The organism is Kitasatospora sp. NPDC022785, assembly GCF_055561295.1.
This window is the reverse complement of sequence record NZ_JBVHHB010000003.1, coordinates 475,013-495,021: the sequence shown is the minus strand read 5'-3', so window position 1 is coordinate 495,021 and position 20,009 is coordinate 475,013. Positions and strand designations below refer to the sequence as shown.

Genomic DNA, 20,009 nt, shown 5'->3' with positions numbered 1-20,009 from the left:
CCCCGTCCCGTGAGCAGCATCCCCACCGTCACCCTCAACGACGGCTCGCAGATCCCGCAGCTGGGCTTCGGCGTCTGGCAGGTCCCGGACGCGGAGGCCACGGCGGCCGTCCGCAGCGCCATCGAGACGGGTTACCGCTCGATCGACACCGCGGCCATCTACGAGAACGAGACCGGCACCGGCCAGGCCGTCGCCGAGGCCCTCGCCGGCGGCGTGGCCCGCGAGGACCTCTACATCACGACCAAGCTGTGGAACTCGGGCACCCGCGACTGGACGGGCGAGCAGGGCCGGGACGCGGTGCTGCGCGAGTTCGACGCCTCGCTGGCCAAGCTCGGCCTCGACTACGTGGACCTCTACCTGATCCACTGGCCGCGCCCGATGCACGGCAGCTACCTCAACGTCTGGAAGGCCTTCGAGCAGCTGCTCGCCGACGGCCGGGTGAAGTCGGTCGGCGTCTCCAACTTCGGTACCGAGCAGCTCACCCGCCTGCTCGACGAGGCCTCGGTCAAGCCGGTGCTGAACCAGGTCGAGCTGCACCCGTACTTCCCGCAGGACGAGCTGCGCGCCTTCCACACCGAGCACGGCATCGCCACCGAGGCCTGGAGCCCGCTGGGCCAGGGCAAGGAGCTGCTCTCCGAGCAGGCCCTGGTGAAGATCGCCGAGAAGCACGGGCGCACGGTCGCCCAGGTGGTGCTCCGCTGGCACCTGCAGAGCGGCGTCATCGCGATCCCGAAGTCGGTCACCCCGTCCCGGATCAAGGAGAACCTGGACGTCACCGGCTTCGAGCTGGACGCGGCCGACCTCGCCGCGATCGCCGGCATCGCCACCGGCAAGCGGATCGGCCCGGACCCGCAGGAGTTCGACTGGAACTGACGCGCCCGCCCGGCAGCGTGTCCGGCACCCCCGTCGGGCACGCTCCGGCCGGCCCCGGGGCCGTTGAACAGGGTCGAGCCGGACGGCGTCGAACGGAGCCGTCCGACAGAACCGTCGAACGGGCGCCGTCGAGCCGAGGGGTCGTCAAGCACCGAGCGGCAGTCAGGCACCGAGGGCAGTCAAGCCTGAAGGCCGCCTTCCCCCTTCCGGGTCGGCGGCCTTCAGTGCGTTGGCGAATCGTTTTGGCGGGAGCTCGGAGCGCGAAGCCTAGAGCCGACCCGCCTTGGCGATCAGCGCGAGCGCGGGCTCGTGCTCGTGCTCGTCCAGCGGAGCCAGCAGCAGCCGCTGGACCTGGGCGACGCCCGCGGCCGAACGGTGCAGCAGATCCTGACCCGCCGGCGAGAGCGACAGCAGGTTGCGCCGCCCGTCCGAGGGGTCGCGCCGGCGCTGGACCAGACCGCGCCGGACCAGCCGGCTGACCATCTCGGCCATCGTGGCCTTGTCCAGCGAGGCCAGCTCGCCGACCGTGCGCTGGTCGGCGCCCGGCTCCAGCTCGAGCGCGTCGAGCACCGCGTACTGCGGCGCCGTCAGCTCCGAACCGACGTGCTCCGACCAGAGCTTGGTGTGCACCTGCTGGCTCACCCTGATCAGGTAGCCGATCGCCCGCTGGGCGTCCAGCATCGGCCGCGCGTCGGTGAGGACGGCGACCGCAGCGGGCTCCAGCCTGGCTATCTTGGCCATCACGCGGACGATTTCCAGCTGCTCCTCGGCCGTGAGCGGCTCGAAGAGCGTGCGCTGCACACGGACCACACCGCCGGTGGCCTCGCGCACCGCCTGGGCGCCACTCTGCGAGAGAGCGAGCAGTTTGCGCCGGCCGTCGGCCGGGTCGCGGCGTCGCAGCACCAGGCCACGCCGGACCAGCCGGGCGACCATCTCGGCCATCGTGGCCTTGTCCAGCGAGGCGCGCTCGCCGACCGTCCGCTGGTCAGCACCCGGTTCGAGGGCGAGGACCAGCAGTACGGCGAACTGCGGAGCCGTGAGATCGGCTCCGACGTGTTCGGACCACAGACGGGTGTGAACCTGCTGTGCAACGCGGATGAGGTGACCGGGCGACTGCTGCAGTCGCGCGGACACGCGGGTCGTCGGGATCTCCCCCAGCACCATGTATCCGTCCCGATGTCACACCCGGTGTGTGTGGGACACCCGGGTGGGGCAGTAACGGCGAGTGGGCGTCCCGCTGTGAGGGAGGGCGCTCCAGCCGTGCAGCCGGTGGCTGCTGGCGGACACTATACAAACGGCGGGCCCTCGCTGGCAGGCGGGGGCGGATAGTAGACGCAGGTTCGGCAACATTGGCATATTTACGCGCCGTGCCGACCCGGCAGTAACCCGTTCGCAGGAGAAAGCCGACCGGTCGGTCCTTACCCTCGGTCACCTGCGACTTCCGCCCTGGCCGCGCCCCTTACTCGCCGGTAGGGTATGGCCACCCGGCGGTCCGCCCCGGGACGAGCCCCCCACCCGGCCGCCCACGGGACCGCCGGACGAGGCTCCGAGCCAGACCGAGCAGGACCTCAGCGACATCCGAGAGAGACGAGAGCGAGCATGACCGAGCAGACCACCGCCCCCAGGGTCGCCGTCGTGACCGGCGCCGCACGCGGACTGGGCGCCGCCACCGCCGAGCGCCTGGCGGCCGACGGCTACGCCGTCGCCGTCCTCGACCTGGACGAGGCGGCCGGCAAGGACACCGTCGACCGGATCACCGCGGCCGGCGGGCGGGCCGTCGCGGTCGGCGCGGACGTCTCGGACGCCGCCCAGGTGCAGGCCGCGGTCGACCGGATCGCCGCCGAACTCGGCGCCCCGGTCGTCCTGGTCAACAACGCCGGCGTGCTGCGCGACAACCTGCTCTTCAAGATGTCCGAGTCCGACTGGGACACGGTCATGAACGTCCACCTGCGCGGCGCCTTCCTGATGACCCGCGCGATCCAGAAGCACATGGTGGACGCCGGCTTCGGCCGGATCGTCAACCTGTCCTCGTCCTCCGCCCAGGGCAACCGCGGCCAGGCCAACTACTCGGCGGCCAAGGCCGGCCTCCAGGGCTTCACCAAGACCCTGGCCATCGAGCTGGGCAAGTTCGGCATCACCGCCAACGCGGTCGCCCCCGGCTTCATCGCCACCGACATGACCGCCGCCACCGCCGCGCGGGTCGGCATGGACTTCGAGGACTTCAAGACCGCCGCCGCCACGCAGATCCCGGTCCAGCGGGTCGGCCTGCCCGAGGACGTCGCGCACACCATCTCGTTCCTGGCGAGCGAGGGCGCCGGCTTCGTGTCCGGCCAGGTCATCTACGTGGCCGGCGGCCCGCTCGACTGAGGCACCGAACCTACACAGGGTTACCACGGAGTGGGAACCGGCCCGGCCGGTCTCCCACTCCGTTCGCTTTGCCCGCCCTTGGGAAAAGATTCCCCAACACCGTACTGAAATTCGACGGGAGAATATCGGAAAACCGCCCCCGGGCGCGCGGATTCCAGCCGCATCGACGCATTGTCGGAGAATTCCGAATTCCCCGGAGAATGCCGCCGACCTGCTGGATCACGGCGACCGGCCCGCAAACGCCGAGTGCACTGCCGGAGAGCCTGACCACCCGCCGCGAGCGCCCGCGCCAGGCCGCCACGGCCGCTACCCCTCCCAGCTCCGTTCCACGACCCCGTCGCGCACCGCGAGGTTGAGCCGCCCCTCCCGGTGGTCCATGGTCATCATCGCCCCCGGGAGCAGCACCCGGACCGACGCCCAGCCGTGCCGGCGGGCCAATTCCTCGGCCCGCTCCACCCGCAGCCCCGCGTAGCCCTCCGCGTCCGTCTCCGTCATGGCCCCTCCCCGTCTCGTGCCCCGGACGTACGCTGGAATCGTAGACCGGAAGGCCGCGTGAACCGCGGCGGAAGCCGGACTTCAGGAGGAGGTGACCGGGCATGCGCGCCACCACTCCGCGCCGGTGGCGGAGCGGCACCGAGCCCACCACCGCCCGCAGCGACCTCAAGCTGCGCTATCTGCTCGCCCTGACCTTCACGCCGCTGTTCGCCCTCACCACCGTGGCCTTCGCGGTCTGGGCCGCGAACGCCCCCGTCGTCGGTGCCCCCAGCCGGGGGACCCTCACCGGCTTCGCGGTGGCCTGCGGGATCCTCACCGTGTTCGCCGTCGTCGATCTCGTCGTCGTCATCCGGCGCCGCCGGACCGAGCTCTGACGCGGTATCTCCCACGGAGTGGGAAGCCGGCCGGGCCGGCCTCCCACTCCGCCGACGCGGTGGCTCAGCGGTTGCCGACCGCCTGCTTCACCAGCGTCCGTCCGAAGTCCCACATCAGGCCGCTCCCCCGGTGCGCATCGTCCATCACGTCGGTGAAGGCGTCGACGAACCGGTCCACGTCCCGCTCGGTGATGATCAGCGGCGGGATCAGCTTGATCACCTCCAGGTGGTCGCCGGAAACCTGGGTGAGAATCCGGTGCCGCTGGAGCAGCGGGACGACCACCATCTGGGCGAACAGGCCCTTCCGCGCCGCCTGGAGCGCCGTCCAGCCGGTCCGCAGCTTGAGCGACTTCGGGCGGCCGAACTCGATGCCGATCATCAGCCCGCGGCCGCGGACCTCGGCCAGCAGCTCGTACTTGTCGACCAGCGCGGCCAGCCGGTCCCGGAAGAGGTCACCGACCCGGCGGGCGTTCTCCACCACCTTCTCGTCCCGCATCACCTCCAGGGTCGCCAGTCCGGCCGCCATCGCCTGGGCGTTGGAGCCGAAGCTGGCCGAGTGCACCAGCACCCGGTCCATCGAGGAGTACACCTTCTCGAAGATCCAGCTCTTGCCGAGCGTCGCCCCGACCGGCACGTAGCCACCGGAGAGCGCCTTGGCCGCGCAGACCAGGTCGGGCAGCACGCCCTCCTCGTGCTGGTAGGCGAAGAACTCGCCGGTCCGGCCGATCCCGGTCTGCACCTCGTCGCAGATCAGCAGCGCCTTGTGCTCGTGCAGCAGCTCCTGCGCGGCGCGCAGCCAGCCGGGCGGCGGCGCCTGCACGCCCTTGCCCTGGATCGGCTCCACGATCAGCGCCGCGACGTCCCCCTTCTTCAACTCCTTCGCCAGCGCCACGAGATCGCCGAGCGGGATGGCGGTGTCCGGCAGCAGCGGGTCGAAGCCCTTGCGGAAGCCGCTCTCGCCGTTGACCGAGAGCGAGCCGGTGGTCAGCCCGTGGAACGCGTGGTCCGCGTAGAGGATCCGGCGGCGGCCGGTGGCGTAGCGGGCGAACTTGAGGGCCGTCTCGACCGCCTCGGTACCGCTGTTGCCGAAGAAGACCCGGTCCAGCCCGGGCGTGTAGGAGAGCAGCCGCTCGGCGAGCAGGCCGGGCAGCGGCGAGCAGTCGAAGCGGACGAGGTCGGGCAGGTCGAGGTCCATCACCTGCTGGACGGCCGACCGCACCACCGGGTGGTGGCGCCCCAGCGCGAAGATGCCGAAGCCGGCCAGCATGTCGAGGTACTCGTTGCCCTCGGCGTCGTAGAAGTACGGGCCCCGGGCCCGCTCGTAGTACTTGTCGAAGCCGATGGTGTGCAGCATCCGCGGCAGCTGCGGGTTGAGGTAGCGGCTGTGCAACTCGTAGCGCTCCGCGCCGCGTTCGGCGATCAGGGCGGCCAGGTCGAAGTGGGCCCCGGAACGAGCCCCGGTGCTGGCTTCGGTACGTGCTTCGGGTGCGTCGGGGTCAGCCGGCATGGCGCTGGTTCGCTCCTCGGGTCGGTAGCAGGTTCTTGGCGAAGGCGGCGGTCTGGGCGGCGACCCCGGTGCCGGTCAGGCCGGTCTCCTCCAGGATCTCGCCGCGGGCGGCGTGCCCGAGGAACTCCTGCGGCAGGCCGAGCACCCGGACCGGGACGTCCACCTCGGCGTCCCGCAGCGCCTGGGCGATCGCGGCGCCGACGCCGCCGGTCCGGCCGTTGTCCTCGACCGTGACGACCAGCCGGTGTGCGGCGGCCAGCACGGGCAACGCCGGGTCGACCGGCTTGACCCAGCGCGGGTCGACGACGGTCGCGGTGAACCCCTCGGCGAGCAGCAGCCGGGCCGCGTCCAGCCCGGCGGCCGCGGTGGTGCCGACGGCGACCAGCAGGATCTCCGGCAGCTCCCCGGTCCGCAGCAGCACGTCCACGCCGCCGATCCGTTCGACGGCGGGGACGGCCGGCCCGATGTCGGCCTTCGGGAAGCGGACCACGGTCGGCGCGTCCGCCACGTCCACCGCCTCGCGCAGCTGCGCGCGCAGCTGGTCGGCGTCGCGCGGTGCGGCCAGCCGCAGGCCCGGGACGACCTGGAGGATCGACATGTCCCACATGCCGTTGTGCGAGGCACCGTCCGGCCCGGTCACCCCGGAGCGGTCCAGCACGAAGGTGACGCCGAGCCGGTGCAGGGCGACGTCCATCAGCACCTGGTCGAAAGCCCGGTTGAGGAAGGTGGCGTACACGGCGACCACCGGGTGCAGCCCGCCGGTGGCGAGCCCGGCGGCGCTGGTGACGGCGTGCTGCTCGGCGATCCCGACGTCGAAGATCCGCTCGGGGTACGCCTTGGCGAACTTGGCCAGGCCCACCGGCTGGAGCATCGCGGCGGTGATCGCGACGACGTCCGGCCGCTCCGCGCCGAGCGCGAGCATCTCGTCGCCGAAGACGGACGTCCAGGAGACCCCGCCGCTGGGCGAGATCGGCAGGCAGGTGTACGGGTCGATCGGGCCCACCGCGTGGAACCGGTCCGCCTCGTCCTGCTCGGCCGGCTGGTAACCGCGGCCCTTGACGGTCAGGCAGTGCACGATCACCGGCCCGCCGAAGCCGCGCGCCTGGCGCAGTGCCTGCTCCACGGCGGCGAGGTCGTGACCGTCGATCGGCCCGAGGTACTTGAGCCCGAGGTCCTCGAACATGCCCTGTGGGGCGAAGGCGTCCTTGAACCCCTTCTTGGCGCCGTGCAGCGCGTCGAAGATCGGTTGCCCGACCAGCGGGGTGCGCTGGAGCGCGCCCTTGCCGAGGGCGAGGAAGCGCTCGTACCCCTGGGTGGTGCGCAATGTGGCGAGGTGGTTGGCGAGGCCGCCGATGGTCCTGGCGTAGGAGCGCTCGTTGTCGTTGACGACGATGACCAGCGGCCGGTCCCGCGCCTCGGCGATGTTGTTGAGCGCCTCCCAGGCGAGGCCGCCGGTGAGCGCGCCGTCGCCGATCACCGCGACGGTCTGCCGGTCGGGCTGGCCGAGCAGCTGGGCCGCCTTGGCGAGCCCGTCGGCGTACGAGAGGGCGGTGGAGGCGTGCGAGTTCTCGACGAGGTCGTGTTCGGACTCGGCACGCGAGGGATAACCGGAGAGCCCGCCCTTGCTGCGGAGTCCGGAGAAGTCCTGGCGGCCGGTGAGCAGTTTGTGGACGTAGCTCTGGTGGCCGGTGTCCCAGACGATCCGGTCGTAGGGCGAGTCGAAGACCCGGTGCAGGGCGATGGTCAGCTCCACCACGCCGAGGTTCGGGCCGAGATGGCCGCCGGTCCTGGTGACGGCGTCGATCAGGAAGTCGCGGATCTCGTCGGCGAGGAGCGGGAGGTCGGCGGCCGGGATCTTCCTCAGGTCGGCCGGGGACTTGACGCTGGAGAGCAGTGACATGTGTTCACCTCAGGACTCGGAGCTGTGTGGCGGCCCCCCTGGGCGGGGTCGTCCGGCACGGGAGGCTGCTCCCGTGCCGGACGGGGTGCGGTCAGTGACCGCGGTTGGCGCCGATGGTCTCGGTGACGGCGCGCAGCGACTCCTTGAGCGAGCCCATGGTGGCGAGGACGGCGGTCGGCTCGTAGCCGCAGTGCGCCATGCAGTTGGCGCAGCGGGCGTCCTTGCCGCGGCCGTACTTCGACCAGTCGGTCTTCTCGATCAGTTCGCGGTAGGTGGGCACGTACCCGTCGGCCATCAGGTAGCAGGGGCGCTGCCAGCCGAAGAGCGAGTAGTTGGGGATGCCCCAGGCGGTGCACTCGAAGTCGACCTTGCCCTCCAGGAAGTCCAGGAAGAGCGGGCTGTGGTTGAGCCGCCAGCGCCGCCGGTTGCCGCCGGCGAAGGTCTTGCGGAAGAGCTCCCTGGTCTGCTCGACGCCGAGGAAGTGCTCCTGGTCGGGGGCCTTCTCGTAGGCGAATGCCGGGGAGATCATCATCTCGTCGACCTTGAGGTCGTCGTTGAGGTAGTCGAGCACGTCGATGATGGTCTGCGGGGTGTCGGTGTTGAAGAAGGTGCTGTTGGTGGTGACCCGGAAGCCCCGCCGCTTGGCTTCCTTGATCGCCTCGACCGCCTCGTCGAAGGTGCCCTCCTTGGCCACCGAGGCGTCGTGCCGCTCGCGCAGCCCGTCGATGTGCACGGTGAAGGTGAAGTACGGCGAGGGCTTGAACTTGTCCAGCTTCTTGCGCAGCAGCAGCGCGTTGGTGCAGAGGAAGACGTACTTGCGGCGCTCGACCAGCTGGCGCACGATCTCGTCGATCTGCGGGTGCATCAGCGGCTCGCCGCCGGCGATCGAGACCATCGGGGCACCCGACTCCAGCACCGCGCCGACCGCCTGGGCCACCGGCATCCGCTGCTTCAGCACGCCCGCCGGGTGCTGGATCTTGCCGCACCCCTCACAGGCCAGGTTGCAGGCGAAGAGCGGTTCCAGTTCGACGATCAGCGGGAACTTCTCCCGCCGCTTGAGCTTCTGCTGCATGAGGTAGGTGCCGACTCGCACGGTCTGGCGCAGCGGCATGGCCATGGCTAGCTCGCCTCCTGAGGGAGCGTCGAGGATGTGGGGTGGTTGCTGGTGCCGGGCGCCGGGCGAGGCCGGACCGGCTGGTTCGTTTCGTGCCAGTCGACCAGGGCGGGCACGGTGGCCCGCAGCGTCCGCCAGGCCCGGACGCCGGCCGGCAGGGTGCCCGGGCGCAGCAGTTCGTGCTCGGGGGTGTCGACCACCACCCGCAGCACGGCCGCGGGCAGGGCCGGACGGAGCTCCTGGAGGGCGGCGAGGACGGCGGCGGCCTCCATGTCGACGGCGAGCGCGCCCTGCAGGTGCAGGGCGCGCCGCTCCAGGCCGCGCACCACGTGGTCGGCGGTGTGGTGCACGCCGGTGTGGGCCGTCAGGCCGAGCACCTTGAGGGCCCGGGTGAGTTCCGGGCCGGAGTCGACGGCGAAGAGGTTCCCCTCGGCATCGCGCACCCCGTTCGCGACGATGACGTCACCTGGCGCCATTCCCGGTGCGACGGCCGCGCCGAAGCCGGCCACCACGACGGCGCCGTAGCCGCCGGGGGCCGAGGTGAGCAGCCGTCGGACGGCGTGCGAGGCCCGCCGGCGGCCCACACCGGTGCGCACCAGCACCGGTGGGCCCCCGGCCGCGCCGTGCCAGTCCCCTCCGCGCAGGGCCCAGACCTCGGGGCCGAGCGCGCAGAGCACCAGCAGGGGAGCACGGTTCACCGGGACGCCCCGATCGCCGGGGTGCCGGTCGTGTCCCGGCCGGTGGCGGGGCTTCCGTGCAGGTACCGGCCGAGCGCGGTGACCGGGAAGACCAGCCGGTACAGGTGGTAGTTGATGGAGAAGTCCCACGGGAAGCCCGTCCCCGTGAACTGCGGCTCGTCCCAGGTGCCCTCGGGCAGCTGGGTGCGGACCAGCCAGTCGACGCCGCCCTCGACCGCCGGGTTGGCCCGGCCGTCCGGGCCCTCGCCGGCCGCGAGCAGCGCCATCAGCGCCCAGGCGGTCTGCGAGGCGGTGGAGTCACCGCGCCCGGCCCAGCGGGCCGGGTCCTCGTAGGAGCGCATGTCCTCGCCCCAGCCGCCGTCGGTGTTCTGCCGGTCCTCCAGCCAGCGGACGGCGCGGCGGATCGCCGGGTGCTCGTCCGGGACGCCGGCGGCGACCAGGGCGGGCAGCACCGAGCCGGTGCCGTAGATGTAGTTGGTGCCCCAGCGGCCGAACCAGGATCCGTCGGCCTCCTGGTTGCGCAGCAGCCACTCCACGCCCCGGCGGGTGCGCGGGTCCTTGCCCTTGCCGACCTCGGCGAGCATCTCCACCACATGGGCGGTGACGTCGGCGGACGGCGGGTCGACCACCTCGCCGAAGTCGCAGAACGGCAGCTTGTTCGGCAGGGTGCTGGTGTTGTCGACGTCGAACGCGCCCCAGGCGCCGTTCTTGGACTGCATGCCGAGGTTCCAGCCGACGCCCCGGTCGACGGCTCCGGTCACCTTGGCGGGGTCGGGGTGGGCGACCCGGCGCAGCGCGAGCACCACCTCGGCGGTGTCGTCGATGTCGGGGTAGGTGTCGTTCTCGAACTCGAAGGCCCAGCCGCCGGGGGCCAGCGAGGGCCGCTGGACGGACCAGTCCCCGCGCCGGGTGATCTCCTCGGCGAGCATCCAGTCGACGGCGGAGACCAGTGCGGGGTGGTCGGCCGGCACGCCGGCGTCGGCGAGGGCGATGGTGGCCAGGCAGGTGTCCCAGACCGGGGACTGGCAGGCCTCCAGCCAGCGGCGGCCGTCCTCGGTGTGCACCGTGAAGCGGTCGAAGGAGGAGAGCCCGGCCTGCATGACCGGGTGGTCGAGCTCGTAGCCCTCCAGGTGCAGGGCGATCAGCGAGTAGACCGCGGGCGGCTGGATGCCGCCCCAGCAGCCGTCCGCCTCCTGCCGTTCGACGATCCAGCGGCAGGCCTGGGAGAGGGCGAGCCGGCGCAGCGGGCGCAGCGCCCGGTGGTGGTAGGCGTGCAGCACCTTGTCCAGGCGTTCGAACAGGCCGTCCCAGGTGGTGGCGGGGGCGAGCGGGCGCTCGGGGAAGGGGCGCTCGGGGTCGGTGTGCAGCTCGGTGAGCGGGAAGGGCGCCGGGCGGACCGGGCGGTGGGCCGAGACGATGGTCAGCGGCACGATGGTCTGCCGGGCCCAGCAGCCGAAGGCGTAGATGTTCAGCGGGAGCCACTTGGGCACGAAGATGATCTCGGGCGGCATCTCCGGCAGCCGCTCCCAGGGCCACCAGCCGAAGAGGGCGAGCCAGATCCGGGTGAAGACCCGGGCGGCCGCGATGCCGCCGGCGGACCGCACGTAGCGGGCGGCGGCGAGCATGTGGGGGGCGTTCGGGTCGTCGCCGGCCAGCTTGAGGGCGACGTACGCCTCGACGGTGGTGGAGAGCTCGGCCGGGCCGCCGTGGAAGGTGGACCAGGTGCCGTCCTCCCGCTGCTGGGAGCGGATCCACTCGGCGGTGGCCTTGGTCTGGTCCTCCGTCCGGATCCCGAGGAACTGTCGGAGCAGTAAGTCCTCGGCGTCCATGGTGACGTTGGTTTCGAGGTCGCCCTTCCACCAGCCTTCGGAGCTCTGCAGTGAGAGCAGGTGGGTGGTGGCGCGGGCCAGCGCCTCCTCGGCCGAGGCCGGCCCGTGTTGCTGCTGGTCGGGGCGGTCGGCCGGTCCGGCCGGCTCGGCCCCCGCGGGCTGCCACCGCCCGGCGCTCAGCAGCGCCGGGGGGCGGTCGCCCACCGCGACCGGCTCGGAATCGTACTCAGGGTCGAGCCGGCCGTCCGCGGTTGCTGTCAACGTAACGTCACCTCTCTCGTACCACCACGAATTCGGCGAGCGCGACGAAGTGCTCGCGCACCGCGTCGGGCATGGGCACCTCGTCCAGGGCGGCGAGGGCAGTCGTGTGCTGGCGGCGGGCCTCCTCCTGGGTCCAGGCGCGGCCGCCGGCCTCCTCGATCAGGGCGGCGCGGGCGGCCAGCTCCGGCTCGCTCTCCTCGCCGCGGCCCTTCGGGTCGGCGAGCTCTCCGGCGAGCCGGCGGGAGGCGGCGCCGCCCTCGGCGAGGGCGGCGGCGACCGGCAGGGACTTCTTGCGCTGGCGCAGGTCGCCCCAGTGCGGCTTGCCGGTGACCTCGGTGGCGCCCCAGATGCCGAGCAGGTCGTCCACGGCCTGGAAGGCCAGGCCCAGGTGGTGGCCGTAGCGCTGGAGGGCGTCCGAGACGCGGTCGTCGGCGCCGGCCAGGACGGCGCCGATGGCGGAGGCGGCGGCGAGCAGGGCGGCGGTCTTGCCGCCCTCCATCTCCAGGCATTCGGCCACGGTGACGCTGTCGCGCTGCTCGAAGGCGACATCCATGGCCTGGCCGTCGATGAGCCCGCGGGTGGCGGTGGTGAGCAGCCGGACGGCGCGTGCGGCGTCGGTGGCGCTCGCCCCGCCGGTCAGGCCGGCGTCGAGCAGCACCTCCGTACCGAGTGTCGCCAGGGCGTCGCCGACCAGGATCGCCTGGGCCGGACCGAAGACCGTCCAGGCGGTGGCCCGGTGCCGTCTGGTCTCGTCACCGTCCATCAGATCATCATGGAGCAGGGAGAAGTTGTGCACCAGTTCAACAGCCACCCCGCCGGGCACTCCGGCCTCGGCCGGGGCTCCGACGGCCTGGGCGGAGAGCAGCGCCAGGGCCGGGCGGACGGCTTTGCCGCCGTCCCCCGCGGACGGTGTGCCGTCCCGGTCGATCCAGCCGAAGTGGTAGGCCGCGACGGTGTCCATCGGTGCCGCCAGACGGGCGACGGCGGCCTTCAGCGGTGGGGTGCAGAGCGTGCGGCTGCGGGCGAGCAGCTCCGGCACCGAGACCGGTTCGGCGTGCGCCGTGCCTCCGACGGCAGTGCCGGTGCGTGACTCCACGTGCGTTCCCTCTCCCTGGTGGTGCCGGGCCGCACGGGACGGCCGGGCGCTGGCGATGTCGATGAGACCGGTACGGGCGGCGGGGCCGGCGGCTCTCGCGGGGTCACCGGCGGCGGGGCCCTGCGTCACCTGGGCCACCTCCCGTCGGCGCGGTCCACCGGAAGGCGGGTGCCGGCGCCGGCGAGCGCGGCGTCGGCCGCGGCGTGGCCGCTGCGGACGGCGCCTTCCATGGTCGCGGGCCAGCCGGTGGCCGTCCACGCGCCGGCCAGCAGCAGGCCGGGGACCTTCGTCCGGGCGGACGGGCGCAGGACAGCGGTGCCCGGGGCCGGGTCGAAGGTGGCGGTGCGCTCCCTGGTGACGAAGAAGTCCAGCACCTCGGCCCCGCCGGCGGCGGGGAGCAGCCGGGCCAGCTCCGGCAGGTAGCGGCGGCGCAGCTCGGCGACGGGCAGGTCGATCTCGTCCTGCACGGCGGACTGCGAGAGCGCCAGGTACTGGGCGCCGGGGTGGTCCCGGCCCGCTTCGGTGCCGGCCAGGCCGGAGTGCGCGGTGCGGTCGAACACCCACTGCACCGGGGAGCCGAGCGCGGCGAAGAAGGGGCGGCGCAGCACCTTGCGGTCGTAGATCACGTGGACGTTGAGGATCGGCGCGGTGCCGAAGCCGGCGAGCCGCTGCTGCCCGTCGACGGCGTCCGGCGGCAGCAGGGCGGCCGCGGTGTCCTGGGCACCGGCCAGCACCACGGTGTCGGCGGTGAGCAGCTCGCCGCCCTCCAGCCGGACGGCGTGCTGCGGGGCGGCGGGCTTGAGCTCGGCCGCGCGGGCACGCAGCAGCACCTTCACGCCGGCCCGCTCCAGCTCGGCGAGCGCCCGGTCGTGGTGGATCGTGCCGAGCGGGACGGCGGCCATGCCGATGTCGGAGGCGCCCGGGTCGGAGAGCAGGCCGGTCTTGAAGACCATCGCGGCCAGGGCCAGGGACACCTGGTCGGCCCGGGCGTTCAGGGTGGCGACACCGACCAGGTCCCAGAGTGCGGCGATGGTCCGCGCGTTCTGCCCGTTGCCGCGCAGCCAGTCGCCGAAGGAGACGGCGTCCAGCGCGGGATCGGCGAGGTCGAGGCCCTGGAGGGCCAGCGCGCCACGGACCACCCGGGCCCGGTCGGCCGGGCCCAGGTGCGGATAGCGGGCCAGGCTGCCGGCCAGGTGCAGCGGGACGGGCAGGCCGGCCCGGCGGAGCCGGCCCAGCGTGCGCGACGGCGCCCCGGCGGGCCCGGAGACACCGAGCACCGGGACGTCGAGCCGGTCCTGGAGGTGGACCAGCCGGGCCGCGCCGAGCCGCTCGATCAGGCCGCGGTAGGCGGTGCAGCAGCGCAGGTAGACGTGCTGGCCGTTGTCGACGGTCAGCTCGCCGCGCTGGAACGAGAAGGCCAGCCCGCCCAGCCGGGGTCGCCCCTCGACCAGGGTGACCCGGTGGTCCGCCTCGGCCAGCCGCAGGGCGGCGGTGATGCCCGCCAGGCCGCCGCCGACCACGACAGCGGCCGGGCGCGCGGCATCGGCTCGCCCGGTCATCGGCCCTCCCCCTCGTGTCCTGCGCCCGGCCCTGTCCTGCCCGGAGCGCTCGTGGTCGACTTCGTGCCCGTCACGGTGGACAACACAGGACCACCCAGCAGTGATTCCCCGCTGACACAGCGTGACAGAACTGCGGTGAGAATCAAGAACGCCCCCCGGCGAGCCCGGAAAGCGCGACGTACGCCTTCTCCCAGCCCGGGAGCGAGACCCGGCCGCGCAGGACCGACTCCGGGTCGGCGGCGATCCGGCCGAGCAGCCGGTGGTAGATGCCGGCCATCGCCGCGGTGCAGGCCCGGCTGCGGCGGTCGAGCATCGGCAGCAGCCGCAGGCCCTCCTCGAAGGCGGCCTGGGCCCGGGCGGCCTCGAACGCCACCAGGCCGGTGAAGTCCGCGCCGACCGGAGGCTTGGGCAGCGCGAAGCCCTGCTCGCAGCCGAACCGGACGAGGTCCTCGGAGGGCAGGTAGGTGCGGCCGTTCAGAGCGTCCTCGCGCAGGTCGCGCAGGATGTTGGTGAGCTGCAGGGCCAGGCCCAGGGTGTCGGCGTAGTGCGCGCCGCGCTCCGGGTCGTCGCAGCCGTACACGCCGAGCGAGAGCCGGCCGATCGCGCCCGCGACGCAGCGGCAGTAGACCTGCAGCTCCTCGTACGTCTGGTACTCGGCGCCCTTGAGGTCCATCTCGACGCCGTCGATGAGCTCGTCGAAGCCGCCGAGCGGGATCGGGAAGCGCCGGGCGGCGTCCGCCAGGGCGATCTTGATCGGGTCGGTGTCGTCCTCGGCGACCGCGCCGGCGCGGACCTCGTCCAGCAGCTCGCGGGTGCGCAGGAGCGCCTCGGCCTTGCGGTCGGCGGGGAGGTCCCCGTCGCCGATGTCGTCGACCCGGCGGGCCAGGGCGTACAGGGCCGACATGGCCAGCCGCTTCGGCTCCGGCAGCAGGCGGATGCCGTAGCTGAAGTTGCGGGCCTGCAGTCCGGTGACTGCCTCGCAGTACCGGTACGCCGCCATGACCTGCGCCGACGCCAGTGGTGATGCCGCCACTCGGGCGTTCACCTTCCCTTCGCGAAGATGGCCGCCGCCTTCGCTGCGAGGCGGCGCTTGTCGGGCTTCGCCTGCTGGGCGAGCACGTCGTACCCGGCGTCCTCGATGGCTGCCAGGGCCGCGTACCCGCCGGCGGTGAATCCCGCCAGGAGCAGTCGAAGCCTCCCCCGAACCGTACCTACCAATGGCGCGCCGCGGTCGAGCAGGGTGCGGGCCCGGGCGACCTCGAAGGCGACCAGCTCACGCACGGCGCCGCTCGCGGTCGGGGCGGCGAGCTCCTCCTCGGTGACGCCGAAGCGGGCCAGGTCCTCGGCCGGGAGGTAGATCCGGCCGCAGGCGAGGTCCTCGGCGACGTCCTGGAGGTGTTCGACCACCTGGAGGGCGCTGCAGACGGCGTCGGACAGCTCGATCCGCTCCGGGGTGGAGACGCCGGCGATCGCGAGCACCAGGCGGCCCACCGGGTCGGCGGAGAGCGTGCAGTAGCCGAGCAGGTCCTGGTAGGTGGCGTAGCGGGCAGTGGTCTGGTCCACCCGGTTGGCCTCGATCAGCCGGCGGAACGGCTCCGGGGTCAGCCCGTGCCGGTCCACCAGCGGGACGAGGGCGCGCAGCAGCGGGTGGCGGGGGCCCTCGGCGGCCCCGGGGTGCAGCGCCGCCTCGAACGCCCGGTCGAGGTCCTGCTCCAGCCCGTCGAGCAGCGCGAGGCGGAACGCCACCTCCGCAGGACCGGGCGGGCCGCTCTGGGCCGAAGGAGTGACCGGGGTCGTCGCCGGAGCCCCGCCGGGGGGCCGCTCGGCGATCCCGAGCAGGCGGGCGGCGCCGGCCGGGTCGGCCAGGTCGCCGTCGCCGGCGTCGTCCACCAGACGGGCGAAGCCGTAGACCGCCATCAGGTCGTCGCGCCAGGCGGCGGGCAGGAAGAACGGGGCGACCGGGAAGTTCTCCGCGCTCGCCTTGTCCAGCGTCACCCCCGCTGAACGGTCCGCTGGCTCACTACTGGGCTGGGCCGAAGCCGACACTGCTGTCACTCCCCCGTTCTACACCGCTCCGTACGACCGGCCCGAGTCGGACACGCGTCCGATACCGGGAGTCCCGTCCGACACACCACCCCCGTGACTTACAGCCTGACACCACCGACCTCGCCGGGAAAGACCGCCCCACCCGGCGCGCGGGCCGCTCACCCGCGCAGCGGCGGGCCACCCGGGGTACCCCCCGGGGCGCGCGAGGGGCGCGCGGCCGGCCGGGTGTGCGGGCACGGGGGCGCACGCACGACGGAGGGCCGGCGGCCGGGCTGACCCGGTCACCGGCCCTCCGTTCGGGCCAGGCAGGCGTTACGGGCGCTCGCCGCGCTCGTAGCGGCCCACGACCTCCTCGGTCGGGCCGTCCATCACCAGCTCGCCGGCCTCGATCCAGATGGTCCGCTCGCAGACCTCGCGGATCGAGTTGTTGTCGTGGCTGACCAGGAAGACGGTACCGGCGGACCCGCGCAGCTCGTCGATCCGCTTCTTGCTGCGCTGCTGGAACGCCTGGTCGCCGGTGGCCAGCGCCTCGTCGATCAGCAGCACGTCGTGGGTCTTGGCCGCCGCGATGGAGAACCGCAGGCGGGCACCCATGCCGGAGGAGTAGGTGCGCATCGGCAGCGAGATGAAGTCGCCCTTGTCGTTGATGCCCGAGAACTCGACGATGTCGTTGTAGCGCTCCCGCACCTGGGCGGGCGTCATCCCCATCGCCAGGCAGCCGAGCACCACGTTGCGCTCGCCGGTCAGCTCGTTCATCAGCGCCGCGTTGACGCCCAGCAGCGAGGGCTGGCCGTTGGTGTAGATGCCGCCCTTCTCGGTCGGCAGCAGGCCGGCGATGGCGGCCAGCATGGTCGACTTGCCGGAGCCGTTGGAGCCGATCAGGCCGATCGCCTCGCCCTTGTAGGCGGTGAAGCTGATCCCGCGCACGGCGTGCACCTCGCGCACGCCCGCGGAGCGCTTGCGGCTGATGATGCGGCTGATGGCGGAGGTGGCGCTGCCCTTGCCGGAGCCCGCGCCGTGCACCCGGTAGACGATGTGCACGTCGTCGACGACGACGGTGGGCTCGCGGGCCACCTCGGTGTCCTGCACGGTCTGGCCCTTTCCCAGGTCGGTGTCAGCCACGGCCGTACTCCTCCTCGGCCTTCCAGAAGAAGACGTATCCGATCACGAACATCCCGACCGCCCAGCCGATGCCGTACACCCACTGGTGCGGCGGGAACTGCTGGTGCTGCAGCTGGTGCTTGTTGTAGATGACCGGCGCGAAGGCGTGCCGGACCAGGTCCATGTAGACCGAGGCCGGGTTGAGCTGCATCACCTTCTGCCAGAACGGCGGCCAGGTGCTGATCTTGTCCTGGATGCTGAACATCACGCCGGAGAGGAACATCCAGGCGCGCATCGCGAACGGGATCAGCTGGGAGATGTCGCTGGTCTTGGCGCCGATCCGCGCCATGACCAGGGCCACACCGGTGTTGAACATCGACTGCAGGAGCAGCGCCGGGACCACCGCCAGCCAGGTCCGGCCCGGCGCGATCCCGCTCGCCAGTACGACGCCGACCAGCACGACCATCGAGATGAGCAGCTGCTGGAGCTGGATCACCGTGAAGGCGATCGGCAGCGAGGCGCGGGGGAAGTGCAGCGCGCGGATCAGCCCGAGGTTGTCGGAGATCGCCCGGGTGCCGGACTGCACCGCGTTCTGGGTGAACTGGAAGACGAAGACGCCGATGCAGAGCCAGGCGGTGTACGTGCCGGTCGGGAAGTTGTCCTTGCTCTGCAGGATCACGCCGAAGACCAGGTAGAACACCGCGCAGTTGAGCAGCGGGGTCACGACCTGCCAGAGCTGGCCGAGCTTGGCGTCGGTGTACTGGGCCACCAGGCGGGCGGTGGCGAACGCCCAGATGAAGTGCCGCCGGGCCCAGAGCTGCTTCGTGTAGGCGACGAGGCCGGGCCGTCTGCCGCTCACCGCCAGACCGTACTTGTCCGCAAGCTGCTTGGGGGTCAGGCCCGCGTCTGCCCCCCTCGGGGCCGAGAGGCTGACGGGTTCACTCACTGTCGACACATTCGTCCTTCGCGCGGGATCGTCGGGGCGGGCCGGTCGGCGGGGGGTCCGCCGGCCTTGCGCCGAGGGGGATCCACTCGGATCACGGGGGAGTCCGGCCGGTGTGTGGCCACCGGCCGCTGCGATCGGACGACCGTACGACGTCTGAACCGTACGGTTCAAATCACCGCACAGCCGCCCAACCATACGATCAGATGACCGGTGGCCGGCCCAGCCTGGTCAGTTGCCAAACGGTACGCCATCGCATGGGCCGCCGCGTACCGCAGGGTTCGCGCCAGCCCGCCCGGAACCCGCCCCACCAGGCCTTCAGCGCCTCCGGGGAGGGGCGGCGGGCCAGGGTGAGCAGGAACCAGGTTCCCAGGTAGAGAGGCACGAACAGGGCCGGAAGGTTCCGTCGGGCGAGCCACACCCTGTTGCGGGCCACGTTGTGGAAGTACGAGGCGTGCCGGGCCGGCGAGGTGGTCGGGTGGTGCAGGACCACGTCCGCCCGGTAGTCGATGGCCCAGCCGGCGTCCAGCGCGCGCCAGGCGAGGTCGGTCTCCTCGTGCGCGTAGAAGAACTCGGCGGGCAGCTGGCCGGCCTGCTCGAACACCGCGCAGCGCACGGCGCTGGCGCCGCCCAGGAAGGTGGTCACCCGGGACGAGCGCAGCGGGTCGCTGGCGCGCAGCCGGGGCACGTGCCGGCGCTGGGTGACACCGGTGTCCGGGTCGGCGATCCGGAAGCTGACGATGCCGAGCTCCGGGTCGGCGGTGAAGGCCTCGCGCAACAGCCGGGCGGAGTCGGTGCCCGGCAGCCGGCCGTCGTCGTCCAGGAAGAGGACGGCGTCGACGTCCCGGCCGTTCTTGCCGAACAGCTCGATGCCGACGTTGCGGCCGCCCGGGATGCCGAGGTTCTCCGGAAGCTCGACGGCGCGCACGTCCGCCGGGAGCGGCGGCAGCGGGGCGCCGTTGGCGACCACGGCCAGCTCGACCGCGGGGCCCTCCTGGGCGCGGACCGACTCGATCAGGGCGTTCAGCTCGTCCGGGCGGTTGCCCATCGTGATGATGACCGCGCCGAGCCGGAAGGTCTCGGTGGTCGTGTCCACGGCGCTCACCGCAGCCTGCTGGAGAGGACGATGCTCAGCAGGTGCAGCACGGTCTGCAGCATGGCGATCGCGGCCAGCACGACCACCGCGAGGCGGGTGAAGAACAGCCCGCCGTGCACCGCGTCCGCGACGCCGGCGGCGAGGATGAACAGCGAGGCCTCGACCGCGCCGACCAGCCGGTGGAACTTCAGCAGGGACGCCGCCCGGCGGGCCTTGGCGATGCCGGCCGAGCGCGGCACCGAGGCGCTGTCCTCGACCGCCGTCATGCCGCTGCGGGCGCGGGCCACGTCGACCAGGTCGGTCTCGGACTTGATCAGGATGGCGCCGAGCGCGGCCAGCGTGCCGAGGAAGGCCCACTCCCAGTGGGAGCCGCCGCCGCGGTGGAGCAGGTCGGTGGCGCGCAGCCCGAGGCCGGTCAGCAGGGCCGCCTCGGACATGTAGTGGCCGACCCGGTCCAGGTAGACGCCGGTGAGCGAGGTCTGCCGGCGCCAGCGGGCCACCTCGCCGTCCACGCAGTCCAGCAGCAAGTAGACCTGGATGAGCAGGGCGCCGAGGACCGCGCCGGCGAGGCCGGGGACGACCAGGGCGACACCGGCCAGGATGCCGGTGAACATCATCAGGTAGGTCAGGCCGTTGGGCGTGATCGCCGTCACGGTGGAGAGCACGCGGGTGATCCGCAGCGAGATCTTCCGCATGTAGAGGCGGCCGGCCCAGTGCTCGGCGCTGCGGCGCTGGAGCATGCCCTCCGGG

18 protein-coding genes are annotated in these 20,009 nt (G+C 72.6%); 3 read left to right on the top strand and 15 right to left on the bottom strand.

The features are described from left to right. Positions 1-9: 9 nt before the first annotated feature. On the top strand, positions 10-873 hold the full coding sequence (locus tag ACZ3YO_RS07845; protein ID WP_465566225.1) for an aldo/keto reductase: 864 nt from the start codon (positions 10-12) through the stop codon (positions 871-873). Positions 874-1,140: 267 nt separating this feature from the next. Here the strand turns inward: ACZ3YO_RS07845 and ACZ3YO_RS07840 are convergent, their stop codons facing one another. After that, entirely contained in the window at positions 1,141-2,037 is an 897-nt protein-coding gene (locus ACZ3YO_RS07840; RefSeq protein WP_405362509.1) for a MarR family winged helix-turn-helix transcriptional regulator, read from the bottom strand. Between the two features lie 435 nt (positions 2,038-2,472). On the opposite strand from ACZ3YO_RS07840, the gene fabG reads away from it, so the two are divergent. Beyond that, positions 2,473-3,240: a 3-oxoacyl-ACP reductase FabG gene (gene fabG / locus ACZ3YO_RS07835; protein ID WP_465566223.1), complete on the top strand. Its 768-nt coding sequence runs from the start codon at positions 2,473-2,475 to the stop codon at positions 3,238-3,240. 306 nt (positions 3,241-3,546) lie between these two features. Here the strand turns inward: fabG and ACZ3YO_RS07830 are convergent, their stop codons facing one another. Beyond that, positions 3,547-3,735, bottom strand: coding sequence for an I78 family peptidase inhibitor (locus tag ACZ3YO_RS07830; protein ID WP_396320087.1), 189 nt, complete (start codon positions 3,733-3,735; stop codon positions 3,547-3,549). Positions 3,736-3,836: 101 nt separating this feature from the next. On the opposite strand from ACZ3YO_RS07830, the gene ACZ3YO_RS07825 reads away from it, so the two are divergent. Beyond that, entirely contained in the window at positions 3,837-4,109 is a 273-nt protein-coding gene (locus tag ACZ3YO_RS07825) for a DUF6343 family protein (RefSeq protein WP_465566221.1), read from the top strand. A gap of 64 nt (positions 4,110-4,173) precedes the next feature. Here the strand turns inward: ACZ3YO_RS07825 and ACZ3YO_RS07820 are convergent, their stop codons facing one another. The 13 genes from ACZ3YO_RS07820 to ACZ3YO_RS07760 form a co-directional block, all read right to left on the bottom strand. Next, the gene (locus tag ACZ3YO_RS07820; RefSeq protein ID WP_396320085.1) at positions 4,174-5,616 is read right to left on the bottom strand and encodes an aspartate aminotransferase family protein; all 1,443 of its coding nucleotides are present in this window, start codon (positions 5,614-5,616) and stop codon (positions 4,174-4,176) included. Next, on the bottom strand, positions 5,606-7,516 hold the full coding sequence (dxs, locus tag ACZ3YO_RS07815; RefSeq protein ID WP_465566217.1) for a 1-deoxy-D-xylulose-5-phosphate synthase: 1,911 nt from the start codon (positions 7,514-7,516) through the stop codon (positions 5,606-5,608). The genes ACZ3YO_RS07820 and dxs overlap by 11 nt, the downstream gene beginning before the upstream one ends. 91 nt (positions 7,517-7,607) lie before the next feature. Then, a complete protein-coding gene (hpnH, locus tag ACZ3YO_RS07810) occupies positions 7,608-8,633 on the bottom strand; it encodes an adenosyl-hopene transferase HpnH (protein ID WP_396320083.1) in 1,026 nt (341 codons plus the stop codon). Between the two features lie 2 nt (positions 8,634-8,635). Next, positions 8,636-9,328, bottom strand: a complete 693-nt coding sequence (locus ACZ3YO_RS07805) for a 5'-methylthioadenosine/S-adenosylhomocysteine nucleosidase family protein (protein ID WP_465566214.1) — start codon at positions 9,326-9,328, stop codon at positions 8,636-8,638. Further along, positions 9,325-11,418 (bottom strand): squalene--hopene cyclase, encoded by a 2,094-nt coding sequence (gene shc, locus ACZ3YO_RS07800; RefSeq protein WP_465566211.1) that lies wholly within the window; start codon positions 11,416-11,418, stop codon positions 9,325-9,327. Before shc ends, ACZ3YO_RS07805 begins: the two co-directional genes overlap by 4 nt. Positions 11,419-11,425: 7 nt before the next feature. Then, the gene (locus ACZ3YO_RS07795) at positions 11,426-12,514 is read right to left on the bottom strand and encodes a polyprenyl synthetase family protein (RefSeq protein WP_465545108.1); all 1,089 of its coding nucleotides are present in this window, start codon (positions 12,512-12,514) and stop codon (positions 11,426-11,428) included. 125 nt (positions 12,515-12,639) lie between these two features. Beyond that, a complete protein-coding gene (gene hpnE / locus ACZ3YO_RS07790; protein WP_465566208.1) occupies positions 12,640-14,073 on the bottom strand; it encodes a hydroxysqualene dehydroxylase HpnE in 1,434 nt (477 codons plus the stop codon). A gap of 142 nt (positions 14,074-14,215) precedes the next feature. Continuing rightward, entirely contained in the window at positions 14,216-15,073 is an 858-nt protein-coding gene (hpnD, locus tag ACZ3YO_RS07785) for a presqualene diphosphate synthase HpnD (protein ID WP_396320159.1), read from the bottom strand. Positions 15,074-15,114: 41 nt separating this feature from the next. Then, positions 15,115-16,068: a squalene synthase HpnC gene (hpnC, locus tag ACZ3YO_RS07780; protein ID WP_465566205.1), complete on the bottom strand. Its 954-nt coding sequence runs from the start codon at positions 16,066-16,068 to the stop codon at positions 15,115-15,117. Between the two features lie 363 nt (positions 16,069-16,431). Continuing rightward, positions 16,432-17,241: an ABC transporter ATP-binding protein gene (locus ACZ3YO_RS07775; protein WP_396320077.1), complete on the bottom strand. Its 810-nt coding sequence runs from the start codon at positions 17,239-17,241 to the stop codon at positions 16,432-16,434. Continuing rightward, entirely contained in the window at positions 17,234-18,175 is a 942-nt protein-coding gene (locus tag ACZ3YO_RS07770) for an ABC transporter permease (RefSeq protein ID WP_465566201.1), read from the bottom strand. The genes ACZ3YO_RS07775 and ACZ3YO_RS07770 overlap by 8 nt, the downstream gene beginning before the upstream one ends. A 190-nt stretch (positions 18,176-18,365) precedes the next feature. Next, on the bottom strand, positions 18,366-19,211 hold the full coding sequence (locus ACZ3YO_RS07765) for a glycosyltransferase family 2 protein (RefSeq protein WP_465566318.1): 846 nt from the start codon (positions 19,209-19,211) through the stop codon (positions 18,366-18,368). Positions 19,212-19,264: 53 nt separating this feature from the next. After that, complete coding sequence (locus ACZ3YO_RS07760) at positions 19,265-19,999, bottom strand: CDP-alcohol phosphatidyltransferase family protein (protein ID WP_465566315.1); 735 nt, start codon at positions 19,997-19,999, stop codon at positions 19,265-19,267. Positions 20,000-20,009: the final 10 nt, after the last annotated feature.